12 protein-coding genes are annotated in these 16,960 nt (G+C 66.2%); 9 read left to right on the top strand and 3 right to left on the bottom strand.

Going from position 1 to position 16,960, the window contains the following annotated elements:
- Positions 1–13: 13 nt before the first annotated feature.
- Entirely contained in the window at positions 14–2,971 is a 2,958-nt protein-coding gene (locus tag AC1DGP_RS09100; RefSeq protein WP_476832022.1) for a bifunctional [glutamine synthetase] adenylyltransferase/[glutamine synthetase]-adenylyl-L-tyrosine phosphorylase, read from the top strand.
- A gap of 7 nt (positions 2,972–2,978) precedes the next feature.
- Here the strand turns inward: AC1DGP_RS09100 and AC1DGP_RS09095 are convergent, their stop codons facing one another.
- The 3 genes from AC1DGP_RS09095 to AC1DGP_RS09085 form a co-directional block, all read right to left on the bottom strand.
- The gene (locus tag AC1DGP_RS09095; RefSeq protein WP_476832021.1) at positions 2,979–5,273 is read right to left on the bottom strand and encodes a PAS domain-containing sensor histidine kinase; all 2,295 of its coding nucleotides are present in this window, start codon (positions 5,271–5,273) and stop codon (positions 2,979–2,981) included.
- A gap of 219 nt (positions 5,274–5,492) precedes the next feature.
- Entirely contained in the window at positions 5,493–8,138 is a 2,646-nt protein-coding gene (gene pepN / locus AC1DGP_RS09090) for an aminopeptidase N (protein WP_476775655.1), read from the bottom strand.
- 78 nt (positions 8,139–8,216) lie between these two features.
- The gene (locus AC1DGP_RS09085; protein WP_244523343.1) at positions 8,217–9,635 is read right to left on the bottom strand and encodes a cation-efflux pump; all 1,419 of its coding nucleotides are present in this window, start codon (positions 9,633–9,635) and stop codon (positions 8,217–8,219) included.
- Positions 9,636–9,744: 109 nt separating this feature from the next.
- Here AC1DGP_RS09085 and AC1DGP_RS09080 point away from each other — a divergent pair, with 109 nt between their 5' ends.
- The 8 genes from AC1DGP_RS09080 (at position 9,745) to ureC (ending at position 16,854) form a co-directional block, all read left to right on the top strand.
- Entirely contained in the window at positions 9,745–10,197 is a 453-nt protein-coding gene (locus AC1DGP_RS09080; RefSeq protein WP_441506607.1) for a VOC family protein, read from the top strand.
- A 132-nt stretch (positions 10,198–10,329) separates the two neighbouring features.
- Positions 10,330–11,379 (top strand): aldose epimerase family protein, encoded by a 1,050-nt coding sequence (locus AC1DGP_RS09075; RefSeq protein WP_441506606.1) that lies wholly within the window; start codon positions 10,330–10,332, stop codon positions 11,377–11,379.
- A 5-nt stretch (positions 11,380–11,384) separates the two neighbouring features.
- Positions 11,385–12,284 carry a PfkB family carbohydrate kinase gene (locus AC1DGP_RS09070; protein WP_476770115.1) on the top strand — a complete coding sequence of 300 codons (900 nt, stop codon included), beginning with the start codon at positions 11,385–11,387 and terminating at the stop codon, positions 12,282–12,284.
- A gap of 89 nt (positions 12,285–12,373) precedes the next feature.
- Complete coding sequence (locus AC1DGP_RS09065; protein WP_441506604.1) at positions 12,374–13,264, top strand: urease accessory protein UreD; 891 nt, start codon at positions 12,374–12,376, stop codon at positions 13,262–13,264.
- Between the two features lie 10 nt (positions 13,265–13,274).
- Entirely contained in the window at positions 13,275–13,598 is a 324-nt protein-coding gene (locus AC1DGP_RS09060) for a hypothetical protein (RefSeq protein WP_441506603.1), read from the top strand.
- Entirely contained in the window at positions 13,595–14,215 is a 621-nt protein-coding gene (locus AC1DGP_RS09055) for an urease subunit gamma (RefSeq protein WP_113514651.1), read from the top strand. Before AC1DGP_RS09060 ends, AC1DGP_RS09055 begins: the two co-directional genes overlap by 4 nt.
- Before the next feature lie 33 nt (positions 14,216–14,248).
- Complete coding sequence (locus AC1DGP_RS09050; RefSeq protein WP_441506602.1) at positions 14,249–15,076, top strand: DUF1003 domain-containing protein; 828 nt, start codon at positions 14,249–14,251, stop codon at positions 15,074–15,076.
- Between the two features lie 41 nt (positions 15,077–15,117).
- On the top strand, positions 15,118–16,854 hold the full coding sequence (gene ureC / locus AC1DGP_RS09045; RefSeq protein ID WP_441506601.1) for an urease subunit alpha: 1,737 nt from the start codon (positions 15,118–15,120) through the stop codon (positions 16,852–16,854).
- Positions 16,855–16,960 lie beyond the last annotated feature (106 nt).

Below are 16,960 nucleotides of genomic sequence, written 5' to 3'. Positions count from 1 at the left end.
GCGGGGTTATGCAATGGACGGGCAGCTTTGCGAGAGAGTTTCGAGCGCGCCCGTCCTGCCGGCGCGGGCCAAGGCCGATGCGCTCATCGCGCATGACCTGATCGATCGCCTGCGGGACGAGAAGGCCGCCCAGGCTCTCGCCGCCCATTTCGCGGACTATCCGCGTTCGACCGAACTCGTCGCTGGTCTGCTGGCGCATTCGCCTTTTCTCGCGCAGGTCATGCGGCTTGATCCCGAAGGGCTGCTCGCCTCCCTGACCTTGCAGCCGGAAGCGCGGCGGGACGCCCTGCTCGGTGATATCCAAGCTCTGGGTGCCGCCGCCGAATGCGAGACCGGCGAACTGATGCGGGGCTTGCGGCGCTTTCGCCAGGCCATGGCGCTGCTCGTGGCGCTCGCCGATATCGGCGGCCTCTGGGATGTCGAGACGGTGACGGCCGCCTTGACCGCGACCGCCGACATGGCGGTGCGGCTGGCGGTTGCGCATGCATTGCGGCAGGCGGCCGACCTCGGGCGGATTACCCTGGCCGATCCAGCCAATCCAGGCCCGGGCTCAGGCCTCGTCGTGCTCGCGCTGGGCAAGCACGGCGCCGGCGAGCTGAATTACTCCTCCGACATCGATATCGTCGTCTTCTTCGATCCCGAAGCGGCCGAGGCCGCGGGCGTCGCCGAGCCGTCGAGCTTCTTCGTCAAGCTGACGCAACAGGTCGCCCGGATCATCCAGGAGCGGACCCCGGACGGTTACGTCTTCCGCGTCGATCTCAGGCTGCGGCCCGATCCCGGCTCGACGCATGTCGCCGTCGCGCTGCCGACCGCCTATTCCTACTATGAGACCGTCGGTCAGAACTGGGAACGGGCGGCGATGATCAAGGCGCGCCCCGTGGCGGGCGACCTCGAGCTCGGCCACCGCTTCATCCGCGATCTCGCCCCCTTCATCTGGCGCAAATATTTCGACTTCGCCGCGATCGCCGACATCCATGCGATGAAGCGCCAGATTCAGACGGTGAAGGGCCACGAGACCGTTGCGGTCGCCGGCCATAACGTGAAGCTCKGGCGCGGCGGCATCCGCGAGATCGAGTTCTTCGTGCAGACACAGCAGCTCGTCTTCGGCGGMAGGCGTCCGGCTTTGCGCGGTGCGCGGACCCTCGACATGCTGGCCGAACTGACCCGCGAAGGCTGGATCACGCCCCAGGCGCGCGACGAGCTCGGCGAATCCTATCGCTTCCTGCGCACGATCGAGCACCGCCTGCAGATGCGCAATGACGAGCAGACGCAGACGCTGCCGACGCAGAAGGCCGATCTCGAGGCCTTTGCCCGTTTCTGCGGCTATCCCTCGACGGCCGCTTTCGGCAAGGCGCTGACGGCTCATGCCAAGCGCGTCGAAGGCCATTATGGGCTGCTGTTCGAAGAAGGTCCGAGCCTGGCGAGCGAGGCAGGCACATTGAGCTTCACCGGCACCGAGCTTGATCCCGATACGTTGGAAACGCTGGGCAAGCTCGGCTTTCGCGCCCCGAAAACCGTGGCGGAGACCGTGCGCGGTTGGCATTTCGGCGGCCGTGCTGCCGTCACCAGTGCGCGCGCCCGTGAGGTGTTGACCGAGCTGACGCCGGCGCTGCTCGTGGCGCTGGGCCGCACGGCCGATCCCGATGGTGCACTCGCCCATCTCGACAACGCCTTCGTTCGGATGCCGGCGGCTGTCGAACTGCTGACCCTGCTGCGTTCGCATGGCTCGCTCTTGACGATCTTCGCCGAGATTCTTGGCAGCGCCCCTCGCCTGGCCAAGGTCGCCGCCCTGCACCCGCATGTGCTCGACGGAGTGATCGACCCGGCCTTCACCTCATCCGTGCTCGATGGCGAGGCGGTCGCGCGGCGCATTCGCGCCGCTGTCGGGACGCCGCCGCCCAGCGTGGAGGACGGGCTCGATCGACTGCGCGACGCGGCCCGGCAGGAGAACTTCCTCGTCGGGGCGCGGCTGCTTTCGGGCGTCTATGCCGCCCAGCAGGCCGGTCAGGCCTATTGCGCGGTGGCCGATGCCTGCCTGTGCGTCGCCTTCGACGACACCAAGACGGCCTTCGCAGAAGACCATGGCGTGGTCGAGGGGGCGGAGACGGTGGTCCTCGGGCTCGGCCGGCTCGGGGCGGGCGAGCTGACGCCGTCCTCCGATCTCGACCTGATCCTGCTCTATGACCGACCTGCTGCATCTGAGGTCAGCACCGGGCGCAAATCGCTCGATCCGGTGACCTGGCATATCCGGTTCACGCAGCGCCTCGTTGCGGCCCTGACGGTGCCGACGCGGCGTGGCACGCTCTACCAGGTCGACATGCGGCTGCGGCCCTCCGGCAACAAGAGCCCGGCCGCAACCCAGTTCGCCGGCTTCGAGGCCTATCACGGCGGCGAAGCCGAGATCTGGGAGGAGATGGCGCTGACGCGTGCCCGCGTCATCACCGGCGATGCTGGGCTCGCGCGCCGCACTGAAGCGGCGATCGCGGCCATCCTGGGCCGCAGGCGCGAGCCGGCCAAAGTCGCTGCGGCGGTTGCCGATATGCGGGCGCTGATCGCCAGGGAGAAGGGTGAAAGCGATCCATGGGATCTCAAGCTTGCTGCGGGCGGGCTGACGGATCTGGATTTCCTGGCGCAGTTCCTGATCCTGGCTCACGCCAGCGCTCATCCCGGGCTTCTGGTACGCGATACCGCGCCGGTCTTCGTCGCTGCGCGCGAAGCCGGGCTGCTGGCGCAAGCAGATGCCTCGGTTCTCGTGGAGGCGCACCGTCTGATTGGCGACGTGCAGCTCTGGCAGCGCTTCACCGTTGAGGAGGCCTTCGATCCGAAGGCGGTGCCGGAGCGTGTGCTGCGCCGGATCGCGACGGCCGTTGGCCGGCCGGATGCCAAGGTGCTGCGCGCAGAACTGGACGAAACGCGGAGCGCCGTGCGCGGAATCTTCAAGCGGGTGCTGGGCGCAGCCCGTCAGGGCTGAGGGAGCCTTACGCAGCCTGGGCGTTGATCCGCCCGGCGCCCCCGTTCAGGGGCAGATGCACCATCACGATCGTGCCAGCGCCGCTGGTCGAGCGCAGGCGCAGCGAGCCGCCATGGAGCTCCGTCAGGGACCGGGCGATGGCGAGACCGAGGCCGGAGCCGCCATGGCTGCGGATGAGCTCGCCCTCGACCTGCTCGAAGGGCCGGCCGATACGGTCGATCTTCTCCTTCGGGATGCCGATGCCGGTATCCTCGACATAGATGTTGAGCGCGTCCGGCACCTGCCGCGTGCGGATGGCGACGCGCCCGCCGGTGGGGGTGAACTTGATCGCGTTGTCGAGCAGGTTCTGGAGAATCTGGTAGAGCGCATGCGGATCGGCGACGAGGTGCAGGTTCTTGGCCCCCTCCACGGTCAGGGTGAGGTCCTTGCGCGCGATCTGGTCCTGGGCCTCATGCACGGCCTCGGCCACGACGAGGTCGACCGCGACATCGGAGGCTTCCAACCGGCGCTTGCCGGATTCCAGCCGCGACATGTCGAGGATGTCGTTGATCACGCTGAGCAGATAGCCGCCGCTGGTGCGGATGTCGCGGACATACTCGACATAGCGTTCGCTGCCGAGGGCACCGAACATCCCGTTCTCCATGATCTCGGAGAAGCCGATGATGGCGTTGAGCGGCGTGCGCAGCTCGTGGCTCATATTCGCCAGGAATTCCGACTTGGCGCGGTTGGCGGTTTCGGCGGCAGCCTTCTGCTCGAGATAGCGCTCGGCGAGATCGGCGAGTTGCTGAGCCTGCGCCTCGAGCTTCTGGCGTGAGGCCTTGAGATTGGTGACATGCATCAGGAGTTCATGCTCGGACTGGGTGAGCCGCTCTTCCTGCTGCTTCAGCGTGGTGATGTCGGTGCCGACCGAAACCGAGCCGCCATCCTTCGTGCGGCGTCCGTTGATCTGGAGCCAGCGGCCATCGGAGAGGCGCGCCTCGTAGGAGGTGCCGTTCTCGCGGGAGTGGCGGGTCGGCTCGCGGTCGATATTGGGCTGGGCGCTGAGGCTCATCACCTCTTCGTGGCTCACGCCCCGATGGACGGCTTCGGCGGAAAGCTGGTGCAACTGCTGGTATTTGGCGTTGCAGAGCACGAGACGATTATCCGCGTCCCAGAGCACGAAGGCTTCCGAGATGGCCTCGACGGCATCGCGCAGGCGGGCATCGGCTGTCGCGGTCTGCTCGGCCATGCGGCGTTGCTCGGAGATGTCGACTGCGATGCCGACGAGGTGCTGCGAATGGGTGCGCCGGTCGGTGACCAGCTCGGCGCGGGCCTTGAGCCAGACCCAGCCGCCATTGACGTCGCGAACCCGGAATTCCTGGTCGAGATGGTCGGCCTCGCCGCGGCTGATCGCGTCGGCGAGCGCGTAGAGATCGACATCGGCCGGATGGATGAAGGCATTGACTTCGCCAAAGGACATGAAGTCGCCGGCGCGGTCATAGCCGAGCATCGCATACATCGAGTCCGACCAGTAGATGCGGCCGCGCGCGAGGTCCCAGTCCCAGAGGCCGCAATGGCCGCGGTTGAGCGCGGTATCGATACGTTCGCGCACGCAGTCGCAGTCCTCGTCGGCGGCGCGGGCGCGCTTCGACTGCATCAGGAAGGCGACGGTAAGGGCAGAAAGGACCAGCGCGGCCGAGCCGAACAGGATGGTGAGCGCGCGACTGCGCTCATTCCAGAGCGACAGCACCCGCGACGCGGGTTGCAAGACCGCAACCTGGCCGAGCGGGGCGGCGAGGTTGCGGACGGTCGCGAAGGTCTCAAGGCCGCCTGGGAGGACGATCTTCATGACGCCGGCCCGGTCGCCGAACACGGTCAGCGGCTGGGTCTGGCCAAGGAAATCGACCAGCGTGCGCCGGGCCTGTCCAATCACCGGCTCGCTGGCGATGACCTGACCGATGGCATCGCTGACATGGACGAGGCGGCCATGTGAGGACAGGTGCTTGGTCGCAAGTGCGGCAAGAACAGTTGCAGGTGCCGCATCGATCTTTGTCGCGATGTCGAGTTCTCGCGCGATCAATGACGCGACGAGGTCGAGATCAGATATCGCATCCGACAATGCATCGTCACGCATCGCGGAGGTCTGGATATAGGCGCCGGCACCGAACAGGACAAAAAAGCCGAGGACGAGGGCAGGAATGACTTTGCGAAAGGTCGGCTCAGCCTTCTCAAACCGCTGGTAGAGCGGATGAGTCAGCGATCTTGCGACACCCAGAATCGTGCCTGCGCGCGTTGCCGCGCAGGTCGCGTTCGCACGCGCCATGCCCGTTCCCCCTTCGGATAACAGTACCGTCAGTAAGATCGGGAGACGTGCCGCATCCCCTCGAATCACCGCCAGTTGAATCCGACCGAATCGGTTTGTCTAGCTTTGAGTTGAATCAGGGGCTCAGAATTCACCCTATGGTTGTAGTAATTCATAGAATGAATCTTGTGCGGGTAATAAATCGTTAACGAACTGGACAGGCGGTGCGCGCCCCGCCTCTCAGGCGAGTGCGCGCTCTGCGATATCGGCGACGTCCCGCGACAGATTGGGGGTGCGCGACACCATGGTGAGGGCCGCCTGAGCGAGGCCGCGACGGCCCGGCTCCAGCGTGCGCCAGGTCTTGAAGGAACCGAGCAGGCGCGAGGCGATCTGGGGATTGGTCCGATCGAGCGCGATCACGATATCCGCCACGAAATCATAGCCGGCGCCATCGGGTCGGTTGAACTGCGTCAGGTTGGCGGCAAACCCGCCGATGAGCGAGCGGACGCGGTTCGGGTTGCCGAGCGAGAAGGTCGGGTGCCGCATCAGGTCCTTGACGCGGCCGAGCGTGCCGGGCTCGGCGATCAGAGCCTGCGCCATCAGCCATTTGTCGAGCACGAGCGGCTCAGCCGCATAGCGCTCTGCGAAGCGCCGGATCAGGGCTTCGCGAGCCTCGCCCGGGATCAGCGTCATGGCGGCGAGTGCCGCAAGCCGGTCGGTCAGGTTGTCGGCGGCGCTGAACTGGGTGTCTGCGAGGCGCGCGCTGGTCTCGGGGGCGCCGATGGCGAGCAGTCCCAGCGCTTCGTTGCGCAGCGCCCTTCGCCCGGCTGCCGTGGCATCCGGCGAATAGAGGCTCTTATCGTCAAGCGCGTCGCGCAGGCTCGAAAGCCTGTCGGCCAGTGTCTTGCCGATCTGTGCCGAGAGCGCGCGGTGGGCCGCATGGATCCGGTCGGGATCGACATCCCGACCGATCTCGCGGGCGATATCGGCGGCGGCGGGCAGGCGCAGCACCTGGGCGGCAAAGGCAGGGTCGGCAAGCGCATGATCGCGCAGGAAGGCGTCGAGCGCTCCGGCGAGTTCCGTGGCCTTGTCGGCAAGCCCGGCGGCGCTGAGGGCTCCGCGCCCGGCGCTGGTCAACGCGCGCGTCGCGACCGTTTGGAGCGCTTGCCAGCGATTGAAGGAATCGCTGTCCGCAGAGAACAGGCGCAGCAGATCGGCATCGGCAAGATCGAGCTCCAGCCGCGCCGGGGCCGAAAAGCCGCGCAGCAAGGACGGGATCGGCGCCTCGTCCAGGCCCGTGAAGGTCACTGACAGCGACGGTTGGTCGAGCACGATTAGCCCGTCGCCCGCATAGGCATTCGAGTTGCTGTGGAGCGGCAGGTCGCCGGCCTTGCCGACGAGGCCGAGCGCGATCGGCAGCGCCACCGGCGCTTTCTGGGGCTGGCCGGGGGTCGGCGGCGTGCTCTGGGCGAGATCGAGCGTATAGCTCCTTGCGGCAGCATCGTAGCGGCCGGAGGCGACGATCGTTGGGGTGCCCGCCTGTTCGTACCAGCGCGCGAAATGGCTGAGATCCTGGCCCGAGCTCTCGGCGAAACAGGCCAGGAATTCCTCGATCGTCGCGGCGGTGCCATCGCAGCGCTCGAAATACAGATCCATGCCGCGCTTGAAGGCCTCGTCGCCGATCAGGACCTTGAGCATGCGGATCACCTCCGCGCCCTTCTCATAGACGGTCGGCGTGTAGAAGTTGTTGATTTCCTTGTAGGCGCGCGGCCTGACGGGGTGGGCGAGGGGCCCCGCATCCTCGGAGAACTGGGTTGCGCGCAGGGTCCGCACATCGGCGATGCGCTTCACCGGGCGGGAGCGCTCGTCGGAGGAGAATTCCTGGTCGCGGAAGACCGTGAGGCCTTCCTTCAGGCACAGCTGAAACCAATCGCGGCAGGTGATGCGGTTGCCGGTCCAGTTGTGAAAATACTCGTGCGCGATGATCGCCTCGATGCTGGCATAATCGCCATCGCTGGCGGTTTGCGGATCGGCCAGCACATATTTGTCGTTGAAGATGTTGAGGCCCTTGTTCTCCATCGCGCCCATGTTGAAATCCGACACGGCGACGACGTTGAACACGTCGAGATCATAGTTCCGGCCGAAGACGCGTTCGTCCCAGCGCATGCAGCGCACCAGCGAGTCCAGCGCCCAGCCGGCGCGGCTGCTCTTGCCGGGCTCGACATAGACGGCGAGCTCGACCTTGCGGCCATCGGCGGTGACATAGTCCTCGCGAACATGGTCGAGCGTGCCGCCGACCAGGGCAAACAGATAGGCGGGCTTGGGATGAGGGTCGTGCCAGACCGCGAAATGCCGGTCGGTGCCGGCGACATCCCCGGTCGCGACCCGGTTGCCGTTCGAGAGCAGGACCGGAGCCTCGGCCTTCTTCGCCTCAAGGCGCACGGTGTAGACCGACATCACGTCGGGGCGGTCGAGGAAATAGGTGATCCGGCGGAAGCCATCCGCCTCGCACTGGGTGCAGTAGACGTTGGACGAGCGATAGAGCCCCATCAGCTTGGTATTGGCCGAGGGGTTCAGCACCGTCTCGATGGTGAGGGTTAAGCCGCGCTTCGGTGGCGCGAGCACGGTCAGTCCCTGCGGCGTGGCGCTGTAGGCCGCAGCATCCAGCGTGGTTCCATCGAGCTTGAGCGAGACCAGCGTCAGCTCGTCCCCGTCGAGGACCAGCGCCGATCCCGGCTGCCCGGCCGGATTCGGCCTGAGGCCAAGCTGGGCCCGCACCTTCGTTTCATGCGCATCGAGAACGAAGTCGAGATCGACCGTATCGATCAGCCAGTCGGAGGGACGATAATCCTCGAGACGGATCAGGGGGGTATCTTCGGCGCGCATGGACAACCCTGGCGAAAACGACATCTGAGCCTTGTCTGTAGCCCGAGCCCCCTTCCGCTGAAAGTCCGTGCGCGCTGATCAGGCAGGCTGGCGCAGATGCGCAGGCTCGGCATGGCTGACCAGCCGGCAGACCTGCGGGCGCGCGATCCGGACGGCGCGCTCGATCGCGTCGACCGCGGCATGGACCGCCGCGACGTCGAGCGCCGGATCGACACGGCAGTGATAATTCACCACGAGACCGTTCGGGGTCTGGCGCACGCGGACGCTGTGGATGTCGTGGATCGGGCCGTCGAGTCCCGCGGCCTCCTTGGCAAGCGCCTTGCCGATATCCTCCACCGCGTCCCATGCGGCATTGTGGCCCGGCGGCGTGCCGGTTTCCATGGGCTCGATATGGGTCTCGACCTCTGTCTCGCCGCCGAACTCGGCGCGGATCGCGGTCTCGAGCCGGGTCGCGATCTCATGCGCCTCGCCGAGCGGCAGCCGGGAATCGACCTCCATATCGAGGCTGACCGAGAGTCGGTCGCCGATGCTGTGCACGGTGACGTGGTGCACCGGGATCTTGAGCTTGAGCGCGATCAGCAGAACCCGCTCGAGCGCGGTCTCATCATCGACCTGGATCGGGTTGGCGGTGACGGTGATCTCGGCCCCTGGCTCGACCTCGCGCAACGCCAGCACGAGCGCGTCCTTGATGGCGACGACACGGTCGAGCGGGAGCGTCCGCGAGACGCGAATTCCGATCTCGCCATGGGTCTGGCCGCCCGAAGGCCGAACCTTCAGCCATTCCACGGCGACGACGCCGGGCACAGCCCCGGCTGCGGCGGTCAGGCGCTCGCTCAGCCCGGCGGGGGCAGCGTCGAGCAATGTATTGATCGTGCGGCGCCCGAGCTTGAAGGCGGAATAGGCCATGAAGGCTGCGATCGCGAAGGCGGCGATCGTGTCGGCCCGCCCAAAGCCGAACCAGGCGGCGATGAGGCCGACGAGAACCAGGGCCGAGCCGACGAAATCCGCCGAAAAATGCGTCGCCTCGGCTGCCAGTGCCTCGCTGCCCGTTTCCGCCGCGACCTTGCGCAGCGAGTGCCAGCGGATCGCGTCGACGATCATGGAAAAGAGGATGACGCCAAGCACGATGGGCGTGACGGTAACGGCGTCGACCGTACCGCTCCACAGCCGGCTGATCGCCTCCCAGAGGATAGCTCCGGCCAGCGTAAAGAGGATCGCGGTCTCGACCAGCGCCGCCAACGCCTCGACCTTGCCATGGCCGTAATGGTGCTCCGCGTCGGCCGGCTTGTCGGCCGCCCGCACCGCGAACCAGGTGAACAGAGTCGAGCCGATATCGATCAGCCCCTGCAAGGCATCGGTCAGCAGGGCGAGCGAGCCGGAGAGGATCGCAGCGATGCCCTTGGCTCCGGTCAGCAGGAGCGTCGCCATCACCGACAGCAAGGCAGCACGCTGCTTGATGCTGGAAATTGTCGCGGCGTCGGGGCGTTTCGTGTCCACGTCTTGCGTTCTCGTCATGGCCCGCCTCGCGCGCCGCCTCTTGGAAAGCAGAGCGTCTGGCCCGATTTAGGAGCGAGATCAACCCGGCCGAACAAGGGGAGCCCCAAGCATGCGATATCTCCACACCATGGTGCGTGTCACCGATCTCGACGCGTCACTCGATTTCTACGTGAACATGTTCGGCCTTGTCGAAACCCGCCGCATCGAAAATGAGAAGGGACGCTTCACGCTGGTCTTCCTGGCTGCGCCGGATGACGCCGCCGACGCCAAGGGCGCCGAAGGCAGCCGTGGCCGCCCCACGCTGGAGCTGACCTATAACTGGGATCCGGAAGTCTATACCGGCGGCCGCAATTTCGGTCACCTCGCCTATGAGGTCGACGATATCTACGCGACCTGCGACAAGCTGATGAAGGCGGGCGTCACGATCAACCGCCCTCCGCGCGACGGAAACATGGCTTTCGTCCGCTCTCCCGACAACATCTCGATCGAGATCCTGCAGAAGGGGCCCGCCAAGGCGCCGGCCGAGCCGTGGGCGAGCATGCCGAATACCGGGGTTTGGTGAGGGCCGAGGCGCCGGGCTCAAACGCCGGGCCCAAGCGCCAGACCCATGCGTGTGACCGTTGAGCACGGCGATGAAATCGGGCACGAGAGGGCGCGGCTTCGGCCGCGTTTCCTTGCTGGTGGTGTGATGCCCATGACCAAGCCTGCTATCGCCGCGACCCTTTCGGACGGCACGCCGATCCACGACATCGTGCTTCGCTCGCCCGGTGGGGCCGAGGCGCGTGTCATGGACTGGGGCGCGACGCTGCGCGATCTGCGCGTGCCGCTGACGAGCGGCCAGCCGCAGCGTGTCGTACTCGGGCTCGCCGATCCCGCCGATTATCCCCAGCACGCCTCGCATATGGGCGCGATCGCCGGACGCTTCGCCAACCGCATTGGCGGCGGGCGCTTCACGCTCGACGGCAAGACCTATCAGTTGCCTCTGAACGAGAACGGCCGGCATTCGCTCCATGGTGGCGGGCAGGGCTTTGGCAAGCGGCCCTGGACGATCCTGCATCATGACGCGGCAAGCGTGACGCTGGCCCTGGTCTCGCCTGACGGTGATGCCGGCTATCCCGGTGCGCTGAATCTCTGGTGCCGCTACAGCCTTGTCGGGGCAGCAACGCTGCGCATCGAACTCACCGCCACCACCGATGCGCCGACGATCGTCAATCTCGCGCATCACTCCTATTTCAAGCTCGATGATGGTCCCGACATTCTCGACCACGAGCTCGAGGTCCGCGCCAATCTGATGACGCCGGTCGATGCCGACCTGATCCCGGACGGATCGCTCGTTCCGGTTGCCGGCACGCCCTTCGATTTTCGCAAGCCGCGCGCGGTCCGCTTCGCAAACCCCGACGGCACGCGCTTCTGGTTCGATCACGACTATGTCCTCCTCCGCGACCAGTGTGAGCCGAGCGCGCTCGCCGGGCTGACGCTCGCCCATGCCGCGATCTTGCGCTCGTTGCGCAGTGGGCTCGCGATGCAACTCTGGACGACGGAGCCGGCGCTCCAGGTCTATGACGGCTTCAAGCTCAACACTGCCGTGGCGGGGCTCGATGGCCAGCCCTATGGTCCGAATGCCGGCATCGCGCTGGAACCCCAGCACGTGCCGGACTCACCCAATCTGCCGCATTTTCCCACGACCGTGCTGCGCCCCGGCGAGGTCTACCGGCAGGTCAGCGAATATCGCTTCAGCGGTTGAAATCCATGGCCGGCGTCTTCAGTCTCGGCATCGCAACCCTCGACTATGTCTACAGCGTCGAGACCATGCCGACGCGTGGCGAGAAATATCGCTCACGCGATCTGGCGGTGGTCGGTGGCGGCTGCGCCGGCAATGCCGCGGTCGCCATCGCGCGGCTTGGCGGTCAATCCTGGCTGGCGACCCGGCTCGCGGACGATCGTGTCGGCGACGAGATCGTGGCTGAGCTCGCAGACGAGGGCGTCAATACCCGCTTTGCCTTGCGCGCCGTGGGGTTGCGCTCACCGGTTTCAGCCATTCTTGTCGATGCCGCTGGCGAACGCATGGTCGTCTCCTATTCCGATCCGGCGATGCCGGAGAGCGCCGAGTGGCTCCCGAAAACCCTGCCGGATGGGGCGAAGGCGGTGCTCGCCGATACGCGCTGGGGCGAAGGAGCGCTCGCGGCGCTGAGGCTTGCGCGCCAGGCCGGTATTCCGGGCCTGCTCGATGGCGACCGTAGGCCGCCTCATCCCGATCTCGTGGCGACCGCAAGCCATGTCGCCTTCAGCGCCCAGGCCTTGCGTGAGGTTTCGGGGGAGGAGGATCCGCGCCTTGGCCTCGCCCGGGTCGGGCAGGGTGCAGCGACCTGGCTTGCCGTCACGCTCGGCAAGGAAGGGGTGCTCTTCATCGAAAATGGCGAAGTCGCGCATCTGCCGGCCTTCGCGGTCGAGACCGTCGACACGCTTGGCGCAGGGGATGTCTGGCATGGGGCTTTTGCGCTGGCGCTGGCCGAGGAACAGGACGAGCGCAGCGCCATCCGCTTCGCCTCGGCGGCCGCTGCGATCAAATGCACGCGCTTTGGCGGTCGCGCCGGCGCGCCGACGCGCGGCGAGGTGATGCGCTTCCTGATCGAGACCGGCCCCGGCTGAAGCGGCGCCCGTGGAACGGGCAGCGCCTGCCTGAAATTTGGGCGGCGCTGACGGCGCCACCTCTTGCCCGGCGAGGCCGCAGGCGGAGAATGGCTGAAGGTTCATTCGCGCCAGGGCCTTCGATGTTCGCGCCGCCGCTTCCGGCCTCTGCCGATCCGCTGTTGCCGGCCTATGTTCGGGCCAATGGCGGCGTGCGCCTGCGTTTCGCCAGGGTCGGCGAAGTGACGCGCCGGCTCGAGCTCGCCGAGTCCGGCGGCTACCGCGCCCGCTTCCCCGACACCTTCGCCTCAACCTGCGAGGCCGTGCTGATCAACACCGGCGGCGGCATGGCCGGTGGCGACGCGATGCGGGTCGATGCCGTCATCGAGGCGCAGGCCGAGGCGGTCATCACCACGCAGGCGGCCGAGAAGATTTATCGCAGCCAGGGCGCTGACACGCGGGTCGAGACCCATCTCTCGGTTGCTGCCGGGGCGAGCCTCGCCTGGCTGCCGCAGGAGAGCATCCTGTTTTCGGGCGCTCGCCTCGCCCGGAATCTGACGATTGACCTCGCCACCGACGCCCGCCTCGTCGCCTGTGAATCGATCGTCTTCGGCCGCATCGCCATGGGCGAGACGATGCAGCGCGGTGCCATTCACGATCGCTGGCGCATCCGCCGCGACGGCCGCCTGATTTTCGCCGACGAGCTTCGCCTTGACGGCGCGGTCGCCGCCACGCTGGAGCGGCCTGCCATTGCCGCCGGGGCGCGGGCCGTCGCAACCGTGATCGCCGCCGGCCCGGAGCATCCTGCCAGGCTCGATGAGCTTCGTGCGCTGCTTGCCGAGGATCCCGCCTGTGTCAGCGTCGAGGCCGGGGCCGGGCTCGTCTCCGGCCTTCTCGTCATTCGCCTTCTCTCCCGCGATGCCCAGGCGCTCCGTCGCGCCCTCGTCATGCTGCTTCGGCATGTCACGGGGCGTGCGCTGCCGCGCACATGGTCCACGTGAGGAGAGCACCATGCTGGCGATCCAAGGCCTGAAATGCATTTATGACACCGGCTCGCGGGGCTGGGCGGTCGAGCTCGCCCTCGCCGACGAGGGGGAAACCGTCACGCGTCGCTTCGACGTCGACGGGCCTGATGATGCCGAGATGCTGATCGAGGCCTTCGAGGAATCCACCACGAGCAGCTTCGATCCCGCCACCAGCGAGATCGTCTTCGCCTATGAATACGCCGATCTCGACCTCGATGAGGACGAGGCGGAAGACGAGGACGACGAAGAGGTCGAGACCTCGGAAGACGAGTCCGAAGAGGACGAGGAAGACGAGAAGGAAAAGGCATGAACCTGACGCCGCGCGAAAAGGACAAGCTGCTCGTCGCCATGGCTGCCATGGTGGCGCGGCGAAGGCTGGAGCGCGGCGTCAAGCTCAACTATCCGGAGGCCGTTGCGCTCATCACCGATTTCGTGGTCGAGGGTGCGCGCGACGGTCGTTCTGTCGCCGAGCTGATGGAGGCAGGCGCGCATGTGATCTCGGCCGACCAGGTCATGGACGGCATCGCCGAGCTGATCCATGACGTGCAGGTCGAGGCGACCTTTCCAGACGGGACCAAGCTCGTCACCGTGCATGAGCCGATCCGCGGCTCGGCCGGGCGCCTGAAGCCCGGCGAAGTGACGACGCTACCCGGCGACCTCATTCTCAATGAAGGTCGCGAGAGCCTGATGCTCGCGGTTGCCAATACCGGTGACCGGCCGATCCAGATCGGCTCCCACTATCATTTCTTCGAGGCGAATCCCGCGCTCTCCTTCGAACGCGAGAAGGCGAGGGGCTTTCGGCTCGATATTCCGGCGGGAACGGCTGTGCGCTTCGAGCCCGGCCAGACCCGCGAGGTCAGGCTCGTGGCGCTCGGCGGCAAGCGCGAGGTCTATGGCTTCCGGCAGGAGATCATGGGTAAGCTCTAGCGAGACCGATGCCGGTGCGGGGTGAGAGTGCCGATGACCGCGATCGCAGAGAAATCGTCACAACAACTGGCCGCGAACGGAAAGAAGCGCGGGACCTGCGCCATTTCGGGTGTCGAGACCAGCCGCAAGAACCTTGTCCCGCTTGCCACGCTGCGTCCTTCCCTGGCCGAGCGCATCCAGTCCGACTTCCCGCAGCTTACCGAGCAGAGCCTGATCAGCAAGGCGGAGCTCGCGCGCTACCGCACGCGCTATGTCGAGGAAATCCTGCGTGAGGAGCATGGCGAGTACACGGAGCTCGACCGTGAAGTCGTCGAAAGCATCGCCAAGCAGGACACCATCGCGGCGAATGTCGAGGACGATTTCGAGGAGCATCGCACGGTAGGGCAGCGCCTCTCCGACGGTCTCGCCGGCTTCGGCGGCTCCTGGGCCTTCCTGATCAGCTTTGGCGTCGTGCTGGCGATCTGGATGATGATCAATGTCGTGGAAGGGATGGACAATGCCTTCGACCCCTATCCCTTCATCCTGCTGAACCTCGTCCTCTCCTGCATCGCGGCGATCCAGGCTCCGATCATCATGATGAGCCAGAAGCGGCAGGAGCAGAAGGACCGTCTGCGCTCGTTCAACGACTATCAGGTCAACCTCAAGGCCGAACTCGAGATCCGCCATCTGCACGAGAAGATCGACCATCTGATCACCCGGCAATGGCAGCGCCTGGCCGAGATCCAGCAGGTCCAGCTCGAGATGCTGCAGGAGGAGAGCCTGCGCGCTACCCGCCGCCGCAAGCCCGCGGGTGCGAAGGCCAAGACGAAGCGGCGCGCTGAGGACCGGCAGCCCAAATCGGAGCCGGATGCATCGGCCTGAGAATTGCTAACACGTCGCAAGAACCGACCAGGGACTTCGAGATGCCCTTTCCCTTTCCGCGCAATGCCTATGCCGCCATGTTCGGCCCGACGACCGGCGATACGGTGCGCCTCGGCGATACCGAACTCGTCATCAAGGTCGAGAAGGATTTCACCACCTATGGCGAGGAGGTGAAGTTCGGCGGCGGTAAGGTCATCCGCGACGGCATGGGCCAGAGCCAGGTCAGCAATGCCGCTGGTGCGGTCGATACCGTCGTCACCAACGCGCTGATCCTCGACCATTGGGGCATCGTCAAGGCCGATATCGGTATCCGGGCCGGGCGCATCTGCGCCATCGGCAAGGCCGGCAATCCAGATATCCAGAACGGGTTCGGAAACTTCAATCCGTCCGAGACCATTATTGTCGGCCCCGGAACCGAGGTCATTGCCGGCGAAGGCAAGATCATCACCGCCGGCGGCTTCGACAGCCATATCCACTATATCTGTCCGCAGCAGATCGAGGACGCGCTGATGAGCGGCCTCACCACGATGCTGGGCGGCGGCACCGGCCCGGCCCATGGCACGCTCGCGACGACCTGCACGCCCGGCCCCTGGCATCTCGGCCAGATGATCAGGGCGGCCGACGCCTTCCCGATGAACCTCGCCTTTGCCGGCAAGGGCAATGCCGCGCTGCCGGGCGCGTTGACGGAGATGATCGAGGCCGGCGCCTGCGCGCTGAAGCTGCATGAAGACTGGGGTACGACACCGGCCGCGATCGACAACTGCCTCTCCGTCGCCGACGACTACGACATCCAGGTGATGATCCACACCGACACGCTGAACGAGAGCGGTTTCGTCGAGGACACGATCGCGGCCTTCAAGGGCCGCACCATCCACGCCTTCCACACCGAGGGGGCCGGCGGCGGCCATGCGCCCGACATCATGAAGGTGGCGGGCCTGCCCAATGTGCTGCCGTCGTCGACCAATCCGACGCGGCCCTTCACGGTCAACACGCTCGACGAGCATCTCGACATGCTCATGGTCTGCCATCACCTCTCGCCCTCTATCCCCGAGGATCTCGCCTTCGCCGAAAGCCGCATCCGCAAGGAGACGATCGCGGCCGAGGACATCCTGCACGATCTCGGCGCGCTCTCGATGATGTCCTCGGATAGCCAGGCCATGGGGCGCATCGGCGAGGTCGTGACCCGGACCTGGCAGACCGCGCACAAGATGAAGGTGCAGCGCGGTCCGCTGCCACAGGACGCCGGCACCGGCGCCGATAATTTCCGCGCCAAGCGCTATGTCGCGAAATACACGATCAATCCGGCGATCGCGCATGGCATCTCGCGCCATATCGGCTCGATCGAGATCGGCAAGCTAGCCGATCTCGTGCTCTGGTCGCCGGCCTTCTTCGGCGCCAAGCCCGATCTCGTCCTCAAGGGTGGCATGATCGCGGCTGCGCCCATGGGCGATCCCAACGCATCGATTCCGACGCCGCAGCCGGTGCATTACCGCCCGATGTTCGGCGCCTTCGGCAAGGCCGTGACCACGACATCGCTGGTCTTCGTCTCGCAGGCCGCGCTGGCGAGTGGCCTCAAGTCCCGCCTCGGTACGGACAAGGAGATGGTCGCGGTCGAGAACACGCGTGGCGGCATCTCCAAGAAGAGCATGATCCACAACGACGCGACGCCCGACATCCGGATTGATCCGGAAACCTATGCGGTGGTGGCGGATGGCGAGTTGCTGGTTTGCGAACCTGCCAGCGAGCTGCCGCTGGCGCAGCGCTATTTCCTGTTCTGAGCGATTGAGTGGCGCCCGGGGCTGTGGACCGCATGGGCGCGCGCCGCTTCCGTATTGACTAGCCCGCTCGCGCATCCTTTCTTCGTCGGCAAATGAATTTGTCAGG

This window comes from Allobosea sp. 05T433, assembly GCF_056396065.1.
The sequence above is the reverse complement of the archived record's forward strand: the minus strand, read 5'-3'. Positions and strand labels throughout refer to the sequence as shown.